This is a genomic window from Ligilactobacillus acidipiscis (genome assembly GCF_900116935.1).
GTDB classification, from domain to species: Bacteria; Bacillota; Bacilli; order Lactobacillales; family Lactobacillaceae; genus Ligilactobacillus; species Ligilactobacillus acidipiscis.
On the sequence record NZ_LT630287.1, the window covers coordinates 1,294,932 to 1,312,234 of the forward strand.

8 protein-coding genes and 2 pseudogenes are annotated in these 17,303 nt (G+C 40.4%); 8 read left to right on the forward strand and 2 right to left on the reverse strand.

Annotated elements, in window-relative coordinates:
* Positions 1 to 116 precede the first annotated feature (116 nt).
* The 4 genes and pseudogenes from BQ5903_RS05975 (at position 117) to ltrA (BQ5903_RS05990) (ending at position 5,244) form a co-directional block, all read left to right on the forward strand.
* Positions 117 to 827 (forward strand): tRNA (adenine(22)-N(1))-methyltransferase, encoded by a 711-nt coding sequence (locus tag BQ5903_RS05975; protein ID WP_010496005.1) that lies wholly within the window; start codon positions 117 to 119, stop codon positions 825 to 827.
* The gene (locus BQ5903_RS05980; RefSeq protein ID WP_010496004.1) at positions 811 to 1,926 is read left to right on the forward strand and encodes a Nif3-like dinuclear metal center hexameric protein; all 1,116 of its coding nucleotides are present in this window, start codon (positions 811 to 813) and stop codon (positions 1,924 to 1,926) included. The genes BQ5903_RS05975 and BQ5903_RS05980 overlap by 17 nt, the downstream gene beginning before the upstream one ends.
* Positions 1,927 to 1,959: 33 nt before the next feature.
* Complete coding sequence (gene pepT / locus BQ5903_RS05985) at positions 1,960 to 3,201, forward strand: peptidase T (RefSeq protein WP_010496003.1); 1,242 nt, start codon at positions 1,960 to 1,962, stop codon at positions 3,199 to 3,201.
* A 658-nt stretch (positions 3,202 to 3,859) separates the two neighbouring features.
* Positions 3,860 to 5,244 (forward strand): annotated as a pseudogene (ltrA, locus tag BQ5903_RS05990) (group II intron reverse transcriptase/maturase).
* A gap of 78 nt (positions 5,245 to 5,322) precedes the next feature.
* On the opposite strand, the pseudogene BQ5903_RS05995 reads toward ltrA (BQ5903_RS05990), so the two are convergent.
* Positions 5,323 to 6,621, reverse strand: a pseudogene (locus tag BQ5903_RS05995) (ISL3 family transposase); the annotation flags it as partial.
* Positions 6,622 to 6,916: 295 nt separating this feature from the next.
* On the opposite strand from BQ5903_RS05995, the gene BQ5903_RS06000 reads away from it, so the two are divergent.
* From BQ5903_RS06000 to ltrA (BQ5903_RS06010), 3 genes are all read left to right on the forward strand, one after another.
* Positions 6,917 to 8,227: an IS1380 family transposase gene (locus tag BQ5903_RS06000; protein ID WP_010499943.1), complete on the forward strand. Its 1,311-nt coding sequence runs from the start codon at positions 6,917 to 6,919 to the stop codon at positions 8,225 to 8,227.
* Positions 8,228 to 8,840: 613 nt separating this feature from the next.
* A complete protein-coding gene (gene clpB, locus BQ5903_RS06005; protein WP_056988197.1) occupies positions 8,841 to 11,450 on the forward strand; it encodes an ATP-dependent chaperone ClpB in 2,610 nt (869 codons plus the stop codon).
* Between the two features lie 498 nt (positions 11,451 to 11,948).
* The gene (ltrA, locus tag BQ5903_RS06010; RefSeq protein ID WP_079579662.1) at positions 11,949 to 13,334 is read left to right on the forward strand and encodes a group II intron reverse transcriptase/maturase; all 1,386 of its coding nucleotides are present in this window, start codon (positions 11,949 to 11,951) and stop codon (positions 13,332 to 13,334) included.
* A gap of 61 nt (positions 13,335 to 13,395) precedes the next feature.
* Here the strand turns inward: ltrA (BQ5903_RS06010) and BQ5903_RS06015 are convergent, their stop codons facing one another.
* Positions 13,396 to 13,590, reverse strand: coding sequence for a YjzD family protein (locus BQ5903_RS06015; protein WP_056988043.1), 195 nt, complete (start codon positions 13,588 to 13,590; stop codon positions 13,396 to 13,398).
* Positions 13,591 to 13,887: 297 nt separating this feature from the next.
* Between BQ5903_RS06015 and dnaE the strand changes: the two genes are divergently transcribed.
* Positions 13,888 to 17,226 (forward strand): DNA polymerase III subunit alpha, encoded by a 3,339-nt coding sequence (dnaE, locus tag BQ5903_RS06020; protein ID WP_079579133.1) that lies wholly within the window; start codon positions 13,888 to 13,890, stop codon positions 17,224 to 17,226.
* The last annotated feature ends 77 nt before the right edge of the window (positions 17,227 to 17,303 follow it).

The window sequence follows — 17,303 nt, forward strand, 5'->3', positions numbered from 1 at the left end:
CGAATAATTTTTCGGCCCTTTTTCTTTACATAAGATGAAAAGTCAGTAAGACATCACAAAAACGCTTTCTATTTGGTGTACAATAATAGAGAAATTAATTGATTAAGGAGTAAGAAATGGATTCAAATAGATTGTCACAGAGATTACTTCACGTCGCACAACATGTGCCGGCAGGTGCTCGTTTAGCGGACATTGGATCGGACCATGCATATTTACCAGTATATTTGGCAAAAAAAGGATGTATTTCTTATGCTATTGCCGGTGAGGTCGTCAAAGGTCCCTATCAAAATGCTACAAAAATTATTGAACAAGAAAATGTACAAGACGTTGTTCATTCACGTTTAGCAGATGGGCTGGAGGCTTACTCTAAGGAAGACAGAATAGATACGATCACAATTTGTGGGATGGGCGGACCCTTGATAGTTAGCATTTTAAGTGCAGCTCCAGAAAAACTTGCCACTCACCCTCTGTTGATTTTACAACCTAACGTGGGAACAGATGCAGTACGTGGATGGTTGGAACAAAATTGTTATCAAATTACGCAAGAAGAAATTTTAAGTGAGGCAGGGCATATTTATGAGATCATCGTTGCTGAATCAGTCATAAATGTTCAAAAAATGTCCCGAGATGAGCTGTTTTTTGGACCGTTTTTAATGCAACGAAAAGAACCTGCTTTTATTGAAAAATGGACAAGAGAATTACGACGTGAAGAGAAAATTTTCTCGGCACTTACGACAGCTAAAAAAGAAAATACCGTCAAATACCTTGAAGTAAAAGAGAAAATCAAACAAATCAAAGGAGTGTTATACCATGACAACGGTCAATGATATCGTGTCTAGGTTTGAAGAATTTTCACCTAAGTGGTTAGCTGAAAAAGGTGACCCGATCGGCTTACAACTGGGCGATCTGAATCAAGAGGTCCATAAAATGATGGTTACTTTGGATGTCAGACCTGAAACTGTCCAAGAAGCAATTAGTCAGGACGTTGATTTCATATTTGCGCATCATCCTGCAATGTTTCATCCGCTGTACAGTTTTGATCTCAGTGTACCCCAAAACAAAATGTATGCGAAATTGATTGAAAATCATATTTCAGTTTATGCGGCTCATACTAATTTAGATAGTGCTCAGGGCGGAATGAATGATTGGCTTGCCGATAAATTGGGCCTTCAAGGATCTGAACCTTTATTAGGACCGTTTGAGGAAAAAACATACAAACTGGCAGTTTTTGTACCTGTTAACAACGCTGCTCACTTACGGCAGGGATTAGCTGCTGCAGGTGCTGGTCAACTTGGAAATTACTCTAATTGTTCATTTTCAGTGCAAGGAAAAGGCCGCTTTTTACCAGGTAAAAATTCTGATCCATATATAGGAAAGGTGGATCAACCAGAGGTAGCCGCTGAAGAAAAAGTTGAAGTTGTTTTTCCGGCTAAGTATAAAAACCAAGTTTTAGCAGCGATGTATGCTAACCATCCATATGAAGAAATCGTTTTTGATCTTTATCAAATTGAAGATTCTGGTGTAAAATATGGAATGGGACGTGTGGGTGATCTTGTAAAACCTGTGAAATTAAAAGATTTTGTTGCTCAGTGTAAAGAAGCTTTTCAGATACCGGCTTTGCGTGTTGTATCTTCAGAACTGCAACAAAATATCCAACGAGTTGCTGTACTTGGCGGCAGCGGAGCAAAATTTTATACAGACGCCTTGGCTAAGAATGCTGATGTCTATGTAACTGGTGACGTCAGTTACCATACCGCCCATGATATGTTGGCAAGCGGATTAAATGTGGTCGACCCGGGCCACCACTTTGAATGGGTCTGTCAGCCAGAGCTGCAAAATCTTTTTACCAAATGGTCTAAAGAAAATGAGTGGGCAGTCGATGTGATCGCAACCACGATCAATACTGATCCATTTACATTCATGTAGTTAACAATTTTATTCAATAAAGGAGAAACCTTCATGGCAAAATATGAAAATTTAGTTCCACGTTTTTTAAAATATGTTCGTAAAGAGACTCGTTCTGATGAAGAGTCAACTACTGTTCCTTCCACTCAAAACCAGGTAGAATTCGCTAATGAGCTGGTCCTTGAATTAAACGAGATCGGTTTATCTAATGTCCGGATTGCTCCGAAAAGCAGTTATGTTTTCGCGACGCTTCCAAGTAACTTGCAAAATGACGAAAATGTCAAAAAAGTAGGTTTTATTTCACACATTGACACGGCTGATTTTAATGCCAAAAATATTTTGCCACAAGTCATCAAAAACTATGATGGCCAGTCTGAAATCAAACTTGGAAATAGTGGTTATTCCTTAACAATTGATGAATTTCCTAATTTGAAAAACTACAAAGGTGATAATTTGATCACTACTGATGGAAATACATTATTAGGTGCTGACGATAAGGCTGGTGTGACCGAGATCATGACTGCTGTAGAATATTTGGTCGCTCATCCAGAAATTAAGCATGGTGAAATAGAAGTCGCTTTCGGACCGGACGAAGAGATCGGAACAGGTGCAGACCGGTTTGAAGTGGATGAATTTGGTGCAGATATTGCTTATACGATCGATGGTGGTCCTTTAGGACAGTTAGAGTATGAAACGTTTAACGCGGCTCAGGCCACAATTCATTTTATTGGTAAGGATGTCCATCCATCAGAAGCCAAAGGTATCATGATCAATGCTTTAAAATTAGCCGTAGAATTTGAAAATCATTTGCCAAGTGCTGAAGTTCCAGAAAAAACTGAGGGACGTCAAGGTTTCTTCCATTTGTTAAGTATCAATGGAACAGTTGATGAGGCAAAAATGACTTACATTATTAGAGATCATGATCGCAATAAGTTTGAAGAACGAAAGCAATTGGTCAGAAATATCGTGGCTAAGATGAATGAACAATTCGATGAAGACCGCGTGATCTTAGATATGAAAGATCAGTACTACAACATGCGAGAAGTTATTGAAAAGGACATGACTGTAGTTGAATTAGCTAAAAAGGCCATGGAAGATCTTGATATCAAGCCCTTGATTGCTCCAGTACGCGGCGGAACTGACGGGTCAAAAATCTCATTTATGGGTTTACCAACTCCTAATTTGTTCGCCGGTCCTGAAAACATGCACGCACGTTTCGAATATGTATCGGAACAAACAATGGAACAAGCAACTGATGTTGTTTTGCAGATCATAAAATTAGTTAGTGAAGGATAAGATATATACTAAGGTTTTCAATGAAATATCGTCGATATTCAAATTAATGGATTTTTTTTGAAAATTATTAAAATAAATATGTGAATTAAGAGACACTGAGCAGAATTTGGTCGGTGTTTTTTTGGTTCTTTATCAAGTGGTACTGATGAAATGAATTATTAAAAATAATAAGCAATTGGTCTACTTGGTCAAGCTGCTTGTTCCTGAATGGAATGAGCAGCTTTTTTAAGTGCGCCCGGCATGGGCAGTAACTAGGCGGTGTAAGTCCGCTGTGAGCCGTAGTGGCCGGTATCACGAGTCGAAGACAAGGGTGTCTATCGTGAGGTAGAATCTGAAGGAAGTCCTAGACGAAACATCGAATCGATGAACAAGAAGTGGCTAAAAGGCTGGAAACGGTGGGATGAGATTGCTTAACAAATCGAAGTCCCTGACCACTCGAAACCGTCACAGTAAAGCCAACGGTTTGATGCGAAAGCTACTGCTCTTACCCGGGGAGGTCTGTCATGGTAGTTCTCTCAAGCTGGAAGTTATTTCTGGCAGGAACAGGCTCAATAGTAATGTTGAGTTGTCCATGACAGAAGTCAGCCGAGGCCATAGTAGCCAGTAATGGTGAAGGGCTGAACAACAATAATTTTGATTCATCCTGGAGGTGGAAACAATACGACAATCGCAGAAAACAGAAAATAAAGCTGACTACCTGCGGAGGGTAACCCTGGAAGGGTCAGAGCAAACAGGAGCGCGTAGCGTTGTTTCTGGTGAAAAGAGAACTCAAAATGGCTTATTACGTGAGAAGGTCTTAGACCGGAATAATTTAAATCGGGCCTTTGTCCATGTCAAGCGTAATAAAGGGGCTGGAGGAATTGACGGCATGTCCGTTGAGGAACTTGGCCCATACTTGAAAGAGAATAACGTAAAACTAATCGAGGCCTTGCGAACCGAAAGCTATGAACCCCAACCTGTCAAACGAGTTGAGATTCCTAAGCCAGATGGTTCGAAACGTCAGTTAGGAATCCCAACGGTCGTTGACCGTGTGGTTCAACAGGCGTTACAACAGCAACTGTCTCCTATTTTTGAAAAAGTATTCTCAGATAATAGTTATGGTTTTCGACCACACCGCAGTGCACAAAGTGCTGTGAAAAAGGTGGTTGCTTATTATAATCAGGGTTATCACTACGTGGTCGACCTTGATTTAAAGTCCTATTTTGACAATGTGAACCATGATTTACTAATTAAATTTGTTGAAAATTACATTAGTGAGCCATGGGTCTTGCATTTGATTCGTAAGTTCTTGACGAGTGGTGTTATGAATGGTCGATTTTTCGAGAAGTCCGCTAAAGGTACACCGCAAGGTGGCAATATTTCACCATTACTAGCAAATATTTATCTGAACGAGCTGGACAAAGAATTGACCAAAAGAGGACATAAATTTGTACGCTATGCGGATGACTGTAATATCTATGTTAAAAGTAAGCGTGCGGGTGAACGGGTTCTCAAAAGCATCACCCAGTTTTTAGAAAAGGAACTCAAAGTTGAAGTGAATGCAGAAAAGACGCAAGTCGGTTCTCCACTAAGACTGAAGTTTCTAGGTTTTTCTCTGGGTGTGGGACGCAATAGCGCCTACCCGCGTCCTCATCAAAAACCTAAACAGAGAATTAAACAGGAATTGACAAGAATCACCAAGAGAAGCCGAGGCGTCAGCCTTGATAGGATTCTGCATGAAATTAAGCAGAAAATGCAGGGCTGGATCCAATATTATTCCATTGGGAAGATGAAAACTTTCTCCAACAACTAGACAAATGGTTGCGCTCGCGCATCCGCCAGTATATCTGGAAACAGTGGAAGAATATCGGAACCCGTTATAAAGCATTGATTAAACTAGGCTTGACACCCAAACAGGCGAAAATCTACGTCAATACTCGTAAGGGATACTGGCGCAACGCGCACAGTAAAACACTGTTGATGACCATAACTAATAAAAGACTGGCACAGCGTGGGCTAATAAATCTGTCCAAACTGTACCAGTCTATTCAAGCAAAAGCTTAAGTTGTTGAACCGCCGTATACGGTTCCGTACGTACGGTGGTGTGGGAGGTCGATAGTGTGAACTATCTCCTACCCGATTGTGACTATGAAAATTCAAACTGACATAACTATTCTTTAATTCGATGAGAAGACGTAAACGGAAGTTTTCAAAGTTCCGGAAACCGTAAGCAGTCTTTTTAATGGCTTTGATCTTGTTGTTTGTTCCTTCCACGGGTCCATTAGAAAAGGTCGTCTGAAAGCTGTTCTTGATTTCTTGTAGATGTTTACGCAAGGTACGATTAGTTTTTTTGATGGGCTCAGGCATGCCTGCAGCTGAACGTGTTAGACTTTCTAAGAGCCTTGGATCTCGCTGATGGACAGCTTGTAAAAGTGTTTGATAATAAACGTAAGCTTGTCGCAAAGCGGAGGACATGTTTAATAAACGCTCCACAATATCCTGTTCACATAACTGCATATTACGAAAGTTTCTGCTTTTACGATAGGTTTTAAAATCAAGTTTGGTCGAGTCTTTAGTTAACGATTTCCAATAATGTTTCAAAGCACGTGCGTTGTGCGAACCCTGTCCCGCCTGTTTCATGGTTTGTGTCCGAACTAAGTTTAAGGCCCGATAAGCTTGGGTTACGACATGGAAGCGGTCGGCAATGATCAGCGCTTGCGGAAAGATCTCATGGATCAAGGATCGATAAGGCGAGTACAGATCAACTGTGACCGTTTGGACTGCCCAGCGAGCTTGACGGTCATATTGTAAAAAGTAACTTCGTAAGTATGTATTATGCCGAGAACGCACGATATCTAACGTGCGGCGTGTCGCAATGTCCATGACAATGATACTCATGCCGCTACTAGAAAAGTTGCCCGCTTTAAAGTCGTCAAAAGCGATATTTTGCGGTAAGAAATGATGATTGGGCCTTAAGTAAGTTGAGAGCTCTTGCGCAAAGCGCATCACTGTCATTCCAGAGATCCCAAAATCAGCGGCAATATCTTTTTGTGAGATATTCTGGTCTAATTTAGAAATAGCCTGATATTTAACGGCTTGTGAGATTTGGTCGTTAGCCTTGACGTCCTTGATCTCCGCAAGTTTTGTAATAGTTTTAGGGCAGGCAGCTGAAGCCGGGCAGAGATATTTTTGTTTGCGGATCGAAAAAACATTTGTGATCCCACCCGAAGGCAAACCGAGCATCTCAACGGTTTTAAAACCGTTGTAGCGCATTTTTTGACCACAAACTGGGCAAGCACAAGGATAAGATTGCCGCAAATGGATCTTGCGGACTTTTTTATGCTGGTAAAATCCTGCAGCTATCACTTTATTCTTATATTTTGGATCAAATTCCAGGTGTGAGTCTTTAATTCCCAATAGATCCAGTGTACAATTCTTCATGTAGGACATTCCTTTCAGTGTAGGGATTGTTTCTTTGAGATGAAGTGTGTCTTCATCTCTATTTTTTTATCATAAAACAAAATTGGTACTGAGAGAAGATTTTTCTATCAGTACCAAATATTATAGAACCGTTTTTTTACCTGGATTATTCATAATTTTACCTTGAGGTCTGCTTTTGGTTGTTGCCGTGCTGTTGCTGACCTTTTTTCTTTTTCACCTGCTGGGTGTACAAAATGAGCACATCCTGTGCTATTGTAAAGTCGACTAAACACTACAAAGAACAGGAGTGCTCCTAATGTCGACTTTACATCATAAACAGCTTTTATTCAATAAACAAATCAAAATTTCTAATGACGGCGGTGAGCTAGCGAACGATGCGGGGACTTTATTGCTTGCTGAGTTTCTCCATCAACTCCACTTTGACCAGTTTTTAGAGACTAACTTGCGTTTCAAAGATGGTCGCAAGTATTGTACCTTCACTATGAACGATTTATTCAAGCAGTTGTTATTTCAATTACTAGCGGGGTATTCCCAGGATCAGTCTGCTAACACCTTGGCCCAAGCGGCTGATTTCAACTTAGCTCTAAAACAAGCAGTCGCTTCCCAACCGACGCTCTCACGTTTTATCAATCACGTCTCGGCGACAGGCCTTTTCTCCGTCAAGTCTGTAATGATCTCTTTGGCGCACTTAGTCCTGGGCCAGCTGAATCAACATCAGCTGATCCTTGACCTCGACTCCACGCATGCTGATACATTTGGTAACCAAGAAAAAAGTGCTTATAACGGTCATTATCAGACTAACGGTTATCATCCATTACTAGCTTTCGATGCTTTATCGGGCTGCTTATTGAATGCCCAATTACGTCCAGGCAATCGCTATACTTCACAGGGAGCGACTAAATTCTTATTACGGGGCCTACGGGCCTATGACCAGTCTTCTTTGGATGTCCTCGTGCGGGGAGATTCTGGTTTCGCAGCGCCAGGGATCTACCGTGCCTGTGATAAAAAACAGGCTAAATTCGTGATCCGCATGAAAGCGAACCGCCAACTCCAAAGTCGGGCTGAGCGCTTGATCCAAGTGGGCGACCACGACTTCAGCGAAACTGAAGTCCAATGGCATGTCCTGCAGGATTACTGTCCCCAAAGTTGGCCACGCCCTTATCGGGTGATCATTAGATCAACTCGGCCAGCGGGAAATTTACTGTTTGACCATGAGTTTATCGTGACCAACTTGGAAGAATTGAGTGGTCCGCAAGTCTTTGCCCTCTATCAACAACGTGGTTCAATGGAAGACTTGATCAAAGAAGTTAAACGCGGTTTTCATTTTGATAAAACGGACAGTTCCAGCTTTAACGCCAATGAGTTTCGCATGTTGGTGGCTGGCACGGCTTACAATATACTCCAAGCCATGAAGAACTTGGTTTTACCACCGGAACTTAAACACGCTCAGGTCGAGACCATCCGCTTTAAATTACTTCATTTGGCAGCTAAGGTCACGCACCACGCCCATCAGATCTGGGTCCATTTATCCCAGACCAATGTGTTTGATAAATTATTCTGGCAGACACTGTTTAAGATCCAAAACATTAAAATATACCCGCTGTGAACTCACAAAATAAAATATATTTTCTAGGGAAAGGGTGAAGTCTGCCCTTTTTTAAGCAATACGACCGCAAAACTAACAAAAAAAGCTTTTTTCTGAGACCACGGTTATTTTGCGCCAAATTTTATTTAAGACAAAAAGTATGAATAATTCAGGTTTATACTGTTCATTTAAATTTAATTAACTTTATTTAATTTTAAAGGCTGAAGGTATCATAACAAACTTACAAATAAACTTTACTAGAGGTCGATGTAGTGTGGTTTGTATTTTGTATCGGTAAATATTAAATAAAGTAAGGGACCATGTTATTTGCTAAGGTTATTTTGAGATTCACTTCTTAGATTTGAAAAGAAATCGAGGATCAATTATGCATCAAGAAAATTATTTTAATAGAACGATCCTGTAAAGACAATTGACCCGAATAGATAAAATTATAATATCACGCCGTATAACCCCCTATAATTACTGATATAACAATTTGGTCAAAGAAGGTAAGACTTTTTGCTAGCATCTAAATTTATATCTTGTATAATAGAAAGTAGCAAAATAAATTGCTAAATTATCAAAAATAAATCTTCTTAAAACAAGTAAAAATTTACAAGGAGGGATAAGGGATATGAATAACGACAGCTTAACAAATGCGGTGCAAGAAGCAATCGGTCAGGCACAACAAATAGCGATAACTCGGAAGCACCAGGAGATCGATATTGCCCATTTATTTAAATTTCTGATTCAACCTGGCGAATTTGCAGCTGATTTATATCAAAAGGCAGGCCTTAATGTTGCTGCTTTTGAAAAAGAAATCGATCAAGAGCTGGACAAAATTGCTGTGGTGTCGGGGAATGTAACCTACGGTCAATCAATCAGCCAAAACTTAGCTCACTTACTGCAAAATGCTGACCAGTTAAAACAAAAGCTGGGTGATGAATATATTGCGATCGACACACTTGTTTTGGCATTGATGCAATTGAAATATCATCCGTTAACGGAATTTTTAAAGCAAAACGGACTTACTGAGAAAAAGTTACAAGCAGTTATTGCTGATTTGCGAGGGGGAGAACACGTGACATCTAAAGACCAGGAAGCACAATATAAGGCATTAGAAAAATATGGGATTGACTTAGTTAAAGAAGCACGTTCCGGCAAACAAGATCCAATCATTGGTCGTGACGAAGAGGTCAGAGATGTGATCCGGATCCTTTCACGCAAAACCAAAAACAATCCGGTTTTGATCGGTGAACCTGGTGTTGGTAAAACAGCGATCATTGAAGGACTAGCACAACGGATCGTTAAAAATGATGTGCCGGCTAATTTAAAAGATAAAACTATCTTTTCTTTAGATATGGGTGCTTTGATAGCAGGAGCCAAATACCGTGGCGAATTTGAAGAACGTCTTAAATCAGTTCTCAAAGAAGTAAAGAAAAGTGAAGGCCAAATCATTTTATTCATCGATGAGATTCACAATATTGTTGGTGCAGGAAAAACAGAAGGCAGTATGGACGCGGGTAATCTTTTAAAACCAATGTTAGCCCGAGGAGAACTGCATTTGATCGGTGCCACTACTTTGGATGAATATCGTGAGAATTTAGAAAAAGATAAAGCACTTGAACGTCGTTTCCAGAAGGTCCTTGTTCAGGAACCGACAGTTGATGATACGATAGCTATTTTACGCGGCTTGCGTGAAAGATATGAGATCCACCATGGCGTGCGGATCCATGATAGTGCTTTGGTTGCGGCAGCTACACTTTCAGATCGTTATATTACGGATCGTTTTTTACCTGATAAAGCAATCGACCTAGTTGACGAAGCATGTGCTGAGATCCGTGTCGAAATGAATTCTGTACCGACTGAACTAGATCAGGTCAATCGAACGGTCATGAGACTTGAAATTGAGGAAGCAGCGCTAAAGAAAGAAACTGATGAAGCATCGAAAAAACGTTTGGCCGAACTACAGCAGGAATTAGCCAATGAACACGAAAAAGACAACCGGCTAAAAATGCGGTGGGAAAGCGAAAAAGAAGATATTAAGAAAGTCAGCGACAAAAAGTCTGAGATTGATCGCGCTAAACATCAGTTGGAAGATGCTGAAAGCCAGTATGATTTAGAAAAAGCAGCTAAATTACAACATGGAACTATTCCACGACTTGAAAAAGAATTAGCAGATTTAGAAAAGAGTGATCGCCCCGATGACTGGTTAGTGGAAGAGTCAGTTACTGAAAACGAAATTGCGGCAGTTGTAAGCCGTTCGACCGGTGTGCCAGTGTCTAAGTTAGTGGAAGGCGAGCGACAAAAATTACTTCATTTATCAGATAGCTTGCATCAGCGGATCATTGGCCAAGGTGAAGCTGTAGATGCAGTTTCGGATGCAGTTTTACGTTCACGTGCTGGTTTACAAGATCCTTCGAAGCCACTCGGTTCTTTTATGTTTCTCGGCCCGACCGGTGTAGGTAAAACAGAATTAGCCAAAGCCTTGGCTGAAAACCTATTCGATTCAGAAAAACACATGGTCCGTTTAGATATGAGTGAATATATGGATAAAATCTCGGTTAGCCGCTTAGTTGGTGCTGCTCCTGGATATGTAGGTTATGAACAAGGAGGTCAGCTGACCGAAGCCGTGCGTCGTAATCCATACACCATTATTTTATTAGATGAAATTGAGAAGGCTCATCCTGACGTTTTTAATATTTTGTTGCAAGTATTAGATGATGGTCGGTTAACCGATAGTCAAGGACGAACAGTTGATTTCAAAAACACCATCATGATCATGACATCTAATCTAGGTTCAGATATTTTGTTAGATCAAGTTTCAGAAGATGGTAAAATTTCCGCTAAAACCCATGCTGCAGTTATGAAATTAGCGCAGGAACATTTTAAGCCTGAGTTTTTAAACCGGGTAGACGACATTATTATGTTTACTCCATTATCAATGACTGCTATCAAACAAATCGTAGACAAGTTTATCGGCTTATTGTCAGATCGTTTGGACGACCAAAACATCAACTTAACGATTACTGATCCAGCAAAAGAATGGTTAGCAAAGAATGGCTATGAACCTGCGTATGGGGCACGGCCACTACAAAGATTCATCACTGATTATGTTGAAACACCGTTAGCTAAGCAGATCATAGCTGGTAAGATCATGCCGGGTTCAACGGTTGAGATTAGTTTGGGTGAGCAGGAAAACTTGATTTTTGATTCCCAAGAAAAAGTGGAAACAAAATCATAAGGGACGTTAAAAATTTGTAAAAAAGCCAAACAAAAAGCGTTGTTAGAAGTGCAACGCTTTTTTATTTGGGTGCGCCCGGCATGGGCAGTAACTAGGCGGTGTAAGTCCGCTGTGAGCCGTAGTGGCCGGTATCACGAGTCGAAGACAAGGGTGTCTATCGTGAGGTAGAATCTGAAGGAAGTCCTAGACGAAACATCGAATCGATGAACAAGAAGTGGCTAAAAGGCTGGAAACGGTGGGATGAGATTGCTTAACAAATCGAAGTCCCTGACCACTCGAAACCGTCACAGTAAAGCCAACGGTTTGATGCGAAAGCTACTGCTCTTACCCGGGGAGGTCTGTCATGGTAGTTCTCTCAAGCTGGAAGTTATTTCTGGCAGGAACAGGCTCAATAGTAATGTTGAGTTGTCCATGACAGAAGTCAGCCGAGGCCATAGTAGCCAGTAATGGTGAAGGGCTGAACAACAATAATTTTGATTCATCCTGGAGGTGGAAACAATACGACAATCGCAGAAAACAGAAAATAAAGCTGACTACCTGCGGAGGGTAACCCTGGAAGGGTCAGAGCAAACAGGAGCGCGTAGCGTTGTTTCTGGTGAAAAGAGAACTCAAAATGGCTTATTACGTGAGAAGGTCTTAGACCGGAATAATTTAAATCGGGCCTTTGTCCATGTCAAGCGTAATAAAGGGGCTGGAGGAATTGACGGCATGTCCGTTGAGGAACTTGGCCCATACTTGAAAGAGAATAACGTAAAACTAATCGAGGCCTTGCGAACCGAAAGCTATGAACCCCAACCTGTCAAACGAGTTGAGATTCCTAAGCCAGATGGTTCGAAACGTCAGTTAGGAATCCCAACGGTCGTTGACCGTGTGGTTCAACAGGCGTTACAACAGCAACTGTCTCCTATTTTTGAAAAAGTATTCTCAGATAATAGTTATGGTTTTCGACCACACCGCAGTGCACAAAGTGCTGTGAAAAAGGTGGTTGCTTATTATAATCAGGGTTATCACTACGTGGTCGACCTTGATTTAAAGTCCTATTTTGACAATGTGAACCATGATTTACTAATTAAATTTGTTGAAAATTACATTAGTGAGCCATGGGTCTTGCATTTGATTCGTAAGTTCTTGACGAGTGGTGTTATGAATGGTCGATTTTTCGAGAAGTCCGCTAAAGGTACACCGCAAGGTGGCAATATTTCACCATTACTAGCAAATATTTATCTGAACGAGCTGGACAAAGAATTGACCAGAAGAGGACATAAATTTGTACGCTATGCGGATGACTGTAATATCTATGTTAAAAGTAAGCGTGCGGGTGAACGGGTTCTCAAAAGCATCACCCAGTTTTTAGAAAAGGAACTCAAAGTTGAAGTGAATGCAGAAAAGACGCAAGTCGGTTCTCCACTAAGACTGAAGTTTCTAGGTTTTTCTCTGGGTGTGGGACGCAATAGCGCCTACCCGCGTCCTCAGCAAAAACCTAAACAGAGAATTAAACAGGAATTGACAAGAATCACCAAGAGAAGCCGAGGCGTCAGCCTTGATAGGATCCTGCATGAAATTAAGCAGAAAATGCAGGGCTGGATCCAATATTATTCCATTGGGAAGATGAAAATCTTTCTCCAACAACTAGACAAATGGTTGCGCTCGCGCATCCGCCAGTATATCTGGAAACAGTGGAAGAATATCGGAACCCGTTATAAAGCATTGATTAAACTAGGCTTGACACCCAAACAGGCGAAAATCTACGTCAATACTCGTAAGGGATACTGGCGCAACGCGCACAGTAAAACACTGTTGATGACCATAACTAATAAAAGACTGGCACAGCGTGGGCTAATAAATCTGTCCAAACTGTACCAGTCTATTCAAGCAAAAGCTTAAGTTGTTGAACCGCCGTATACGGTTCCGTACGTACGGTGGTGTGGGAGGTCGATAGTGTGAACTATCTCCTACCCGATTTATAATTTTTTGGTTTTAACATTGGTGCAATCAAATTAATGACAACAAAACCACCAATCATTGAAATCACAACAGCGGTTGAAACATTGAAAGCCCCACCACCTAAAGCAGAAACAATATAGCCCAAAACAAGACCATAAATTGCACTCCAAAAGAGCAAAGCGAGTTGTTTAAGCATTTCCTTCACCTCTCATTACCTAGTAGTTTAGCACAAAAATAAAAAAATAAACATAGCTTTTTAAAAACAGTAGGCGCAGACTTTTGGTTCAAGTAGACAGCACTAACAGACTCTCTTTTCAGAATTATAGTGCAAAATTTGGTTGGTCCTGCTCTTGTGCAATGCATGTGCATCTTACAAGGAGATATTCGGACAATAAACTTAAATTAGTGCATCTAAAATGGTAAATGTTTTTGAAGGTCATTAAGAATTTGAGTATAATTGATTTAACAAATAGAAAGGGAAGGGGGAAGCATAATGTTTAGTCCGCTTCAGGTCATTAGTTGTTATAGTTTGCTGCAAAGTCCACTTAAAATTTCAGATTTAGTAAAAAAAGCAAGTGAAATGGGTTATCAAGCCCTAGCTATAACTGACATTAACGTTATGTATGGCGTTTTAGATTTTTACAAAGCCTGTCGAAAATATCATATTAAACCATTGTTGGGCCTAACTTTGCAATTAAATGATACAAGACAAAAGCAAACGGCCAATGATGTGATCTTGTTAGCCAAAAACAACCAGGGTTACCATAATTTAATGAAACTTTCGAGCCTAAAAATGACGAAAGATCCTGATGATCCAAACGGAGATCGTCTTTTATTGACAGAAATTGCACCGCTCTTACATGAACTTTTTGTGATCACACCAACTAAGAACAGTTTAGTGCTTGAAGCATTGCATAGTCATAACTTCACTGGAGCTAAAACGGAACTCACTAAGATCAAAGAAATCTGTGAGCCTAACAGTTTATTTTTAGGAGTCAGTATGCACATGGAAGATCAGTTAGTGATCGATCTTCGTGCCTTGGCAAAAGAACTTAACTTGAACATTGTGGCAGCTTCTCCTCTAAAATATTTACGACCAGAACAAAATTTTGAAGTTTCAGTCTTGAACTCTATTAGACTCGGTAAAAAAATGACTAGTTCTGAATTAACACATCAACAGGATGGACTGCATTTTTTGAAGTCTCCGCAAGAATTTCTGCAGGAATATCGGAAGTCCGGATTAGAAGATGCCTTTCAAAATACAACGCAGATCGTGGACCAAGTCGACATCCAAATTGAGTTTCCACCGACTCGATTGCCGCGTTTCAAAACACCTAAAGGTTATACTTCAGCCCAGTACCTGCAAGAATTATGTCAAGCTGGATTAAAAAAGAGGGCCCAAGAAAACCAGATCGGGAATTTAAAACCTTACCAAAAACGTTTGGATCATGAGTTAGCCGTCATTGAGCGTATGGGATTTGATGACTATTTTTTAGTAGTCTGGGATGTTACTCATTTCGCGCATGAACATCAAATAATGATCGGCCCAGGACGAGGATCTGCAGCTGGTTCATTAGTCGCTTATACTTTAATGATCACTGACGTGGATCCTATACAATATAATCTACTGTTTGAAAGGTTTTTGAATGAAGAGCGCGTGCAAATGCCAGATATCGACTTAGATATTCCTGATTTAAAACGTGATCAGGTCATAAAATATGTTCATAAAAAGTACGGTCACGAGCAAATGGCACAAATCATTACTTTTGGTACCCTGGCAGCTAAACAGGCGCTGCGTGATGTGGGTCGTGTGATGGGTGAAACAACTTATGAAATGGACCAATGGAGTAAAGCAATCCCGTCAGTTTTGCATATTACACTTGCAGAAGCCTATCAAAAATCACAAAGATTACAGAACTTAGTTGCAGATAGTCAAAAAAACGAACTGATTTATAGAACAGCCACACACTTGGAAGGCCTGCCGCGTCATTATTCTTTACATGCTGCTGGGGTGATTTTAAGTGAACAAAAACTCTCAGACCTAGTTCCTGTTCAATTGGGACCTGATGAAATGCTGGTTACGCAGTTTGCTAAAGATCAGGTGGAAGAAGTTGGCTTATTAAAAATGGATTTTCTTGGTTTGCGTAACTTAACGATTTTAGAAAATTCATTGCGTTTTATTGCCATTGGCTGTCAGCAAAAATTAGATATTCATCAGATAGATCTTAAAGATCCACCGACATTGGCCCTCTTTCAAAAGGCAGACACGAATGGTGTTTTTCAGTTTGAATCTGATGGTATCCGTAATGTTCTCAGAAAGTTGGTTCCAACTTCATTTGAAGACATTGCAGCCGTTAATGCTTTATATCGGCCGGGACCAATGAATAATATCGATGAATTTATTGCGCGTAAGCATGGACAAAGGCGAGTGACTTACCCTGATCCTTCTTTGAAAAAAATTCTCGAACCGACATATGGGATCATGGTTTATCAAGAGCAGGTCATGCAAGTTGCTTCAGCGATGGGCGCTTTTTCTCTTGGTCAGGCCGATCTTTTACGACGTGCGATGAGTAAAAAGAAACATGACGTGATCTCTGAGATGCAGCAAAAATTTATTAATGGAGCTACCAGCAAAGGGTTTGACTCTCAAACAGCTGAGAAAGTTTATGACTATATTAGCCGTTTTGGTGATTATGGCTTTAATCGCTCTCATGCGGTTGCATATTCTAAAATGGCTTTTGAATTAGCTTATGTAAAATGCCACTATCCGGCAGCTTTTTATGCAGCATTATTAAACTCTGTGATCGGTTCAGACAAGAAGATCAAGACATATCTTACGGAAGCTAAAAGCCGTCAGATCAAAGTCCACGCACCAGCAATCAATGAAAGTGAAATTTATTTTATTTTAAAAAACCATGCCATTTATTTTGGCTTGGGTTGTATAAAAACAGTTCGGCGAAATTTCGTGCATGCAATCATTCAGGAAAGAAAAGCTCATGGGCCTTATCGCACTTTTAATAATTTTTTACAGCGGATCCCAGCAGAGTTTTTAAAGCAGGAAGGTATTGAGGCGTTGATTTATAGCGGAGCTTTTGATGAATTAGAACCTTCACGGGCAAAATTGCTTGACCAATTGCCTAAAATGCTGAAAAATGCTGAATTGAGTGGTGCTAATGTTGAATTATTTGAAATGTTAGCGCCTAAGGCTGAAGAAACTGTGCCTGAATTATCGGAAGAAGAACGACTTAACAAAGAAAATTATTATTTAGGTGCCTTTTTATCAGGACATCCAGTCGAAAAATTTCCCAATTTAATGCAGACATACCACACCGCTAAGGTTAGCGAGATCCGGGCAGGACAAAGTGTTACTACTATTGTTTATGTAAAGAAAATAAAGACCATCCGAACAAAAAAAGGTGAGCAAATGGTTTTTGTCACGGCCGACGATGAAACTGGAACGATCGATCTCACTGTTTTTCCCCAGCAGTTTCGGCAGTATGGGTCTAAATTATCTGAAGGTGTAGTAGTGATGGTCAAGGGTAAAGTAGAAGAACGGCGAGGACTCCAGTTATTAGTCAGCTCCCTAAATCTAGCTCAGGATGTGATTAAGCAGCGTTACTTTCTTCGCTTACCCAACGGGAGTTCTGTCCAGAAAAAGCAAGAATTGAAAAGATTGCTCGAAGTTTTTCATGGAAAAGTACCAGTGATCGTCTATGATGAACATTCAAATCGTAAGGTCCTATTGAGTGAAGAGCTTTGGCTCAGTACTGATGATAGAGCACAACAGGAAGTTATCAAGCTATTAGGCGAAAGTAATGTTGTTTTGAAATAATGAAAATAGATGTAAATTACATGAAAAAATTCATAATTTTTTTGAAATATACAAGACAATGTCTGTGAAAAGTGATA

Excerpts from the sequence above, each read along its gene's own strand:
- BQ5903_RS05975 (WP_010496005.1), top strand. The coding sequence starts at position 117 with ATGGATTCAAATAGATTGTCACAGAGATTACTTCACGTCGCACAACAT.
- BQ5903_RS05980 (WP_010496004.1), top strand. The coding sequence starts at position 811 with ATGACAACGGTCAATGATATCGTGTCTAGGTTTGAAGAATTTTCACCT.
- pepT (WP_010496003.1), top strand. The coding sequence starts at position 1,960 with ATGGCAAAATATGAAAATTTAGTTCCACGTTTTTTAAAATATGTTCGT.
- BQ5903_RS06000 (WP_010499943.1), top strand. The coding sequence starts at position 6,917 with ATGTCGACTTTACATCATAAACAGCTTTTATTCAATAAACAAATCAAA.
- clpB (WP_056988197.1), top strand. The coding sequence starts at position 8,841 with ATGAATAACGACAGCTTAACAAATGCGGTGCAAGAAGCAATCGGTCAG.
- BQ5903_RS06015 (WP_056988043.1), bottom strand. The coding sequence starts at position 13,590 with ATGCTTAAACAACTCGCTTTGCTCTTTTGGAGTGCAATTTATGGTCTT.
- dnaE (WP_079579133.1), top strand. The coding sequence starts at position 13,888 with ATGTTTAGTCCGCTTCAGGTCATTAGTTGTTATAGTTTGCTGCAAAGT.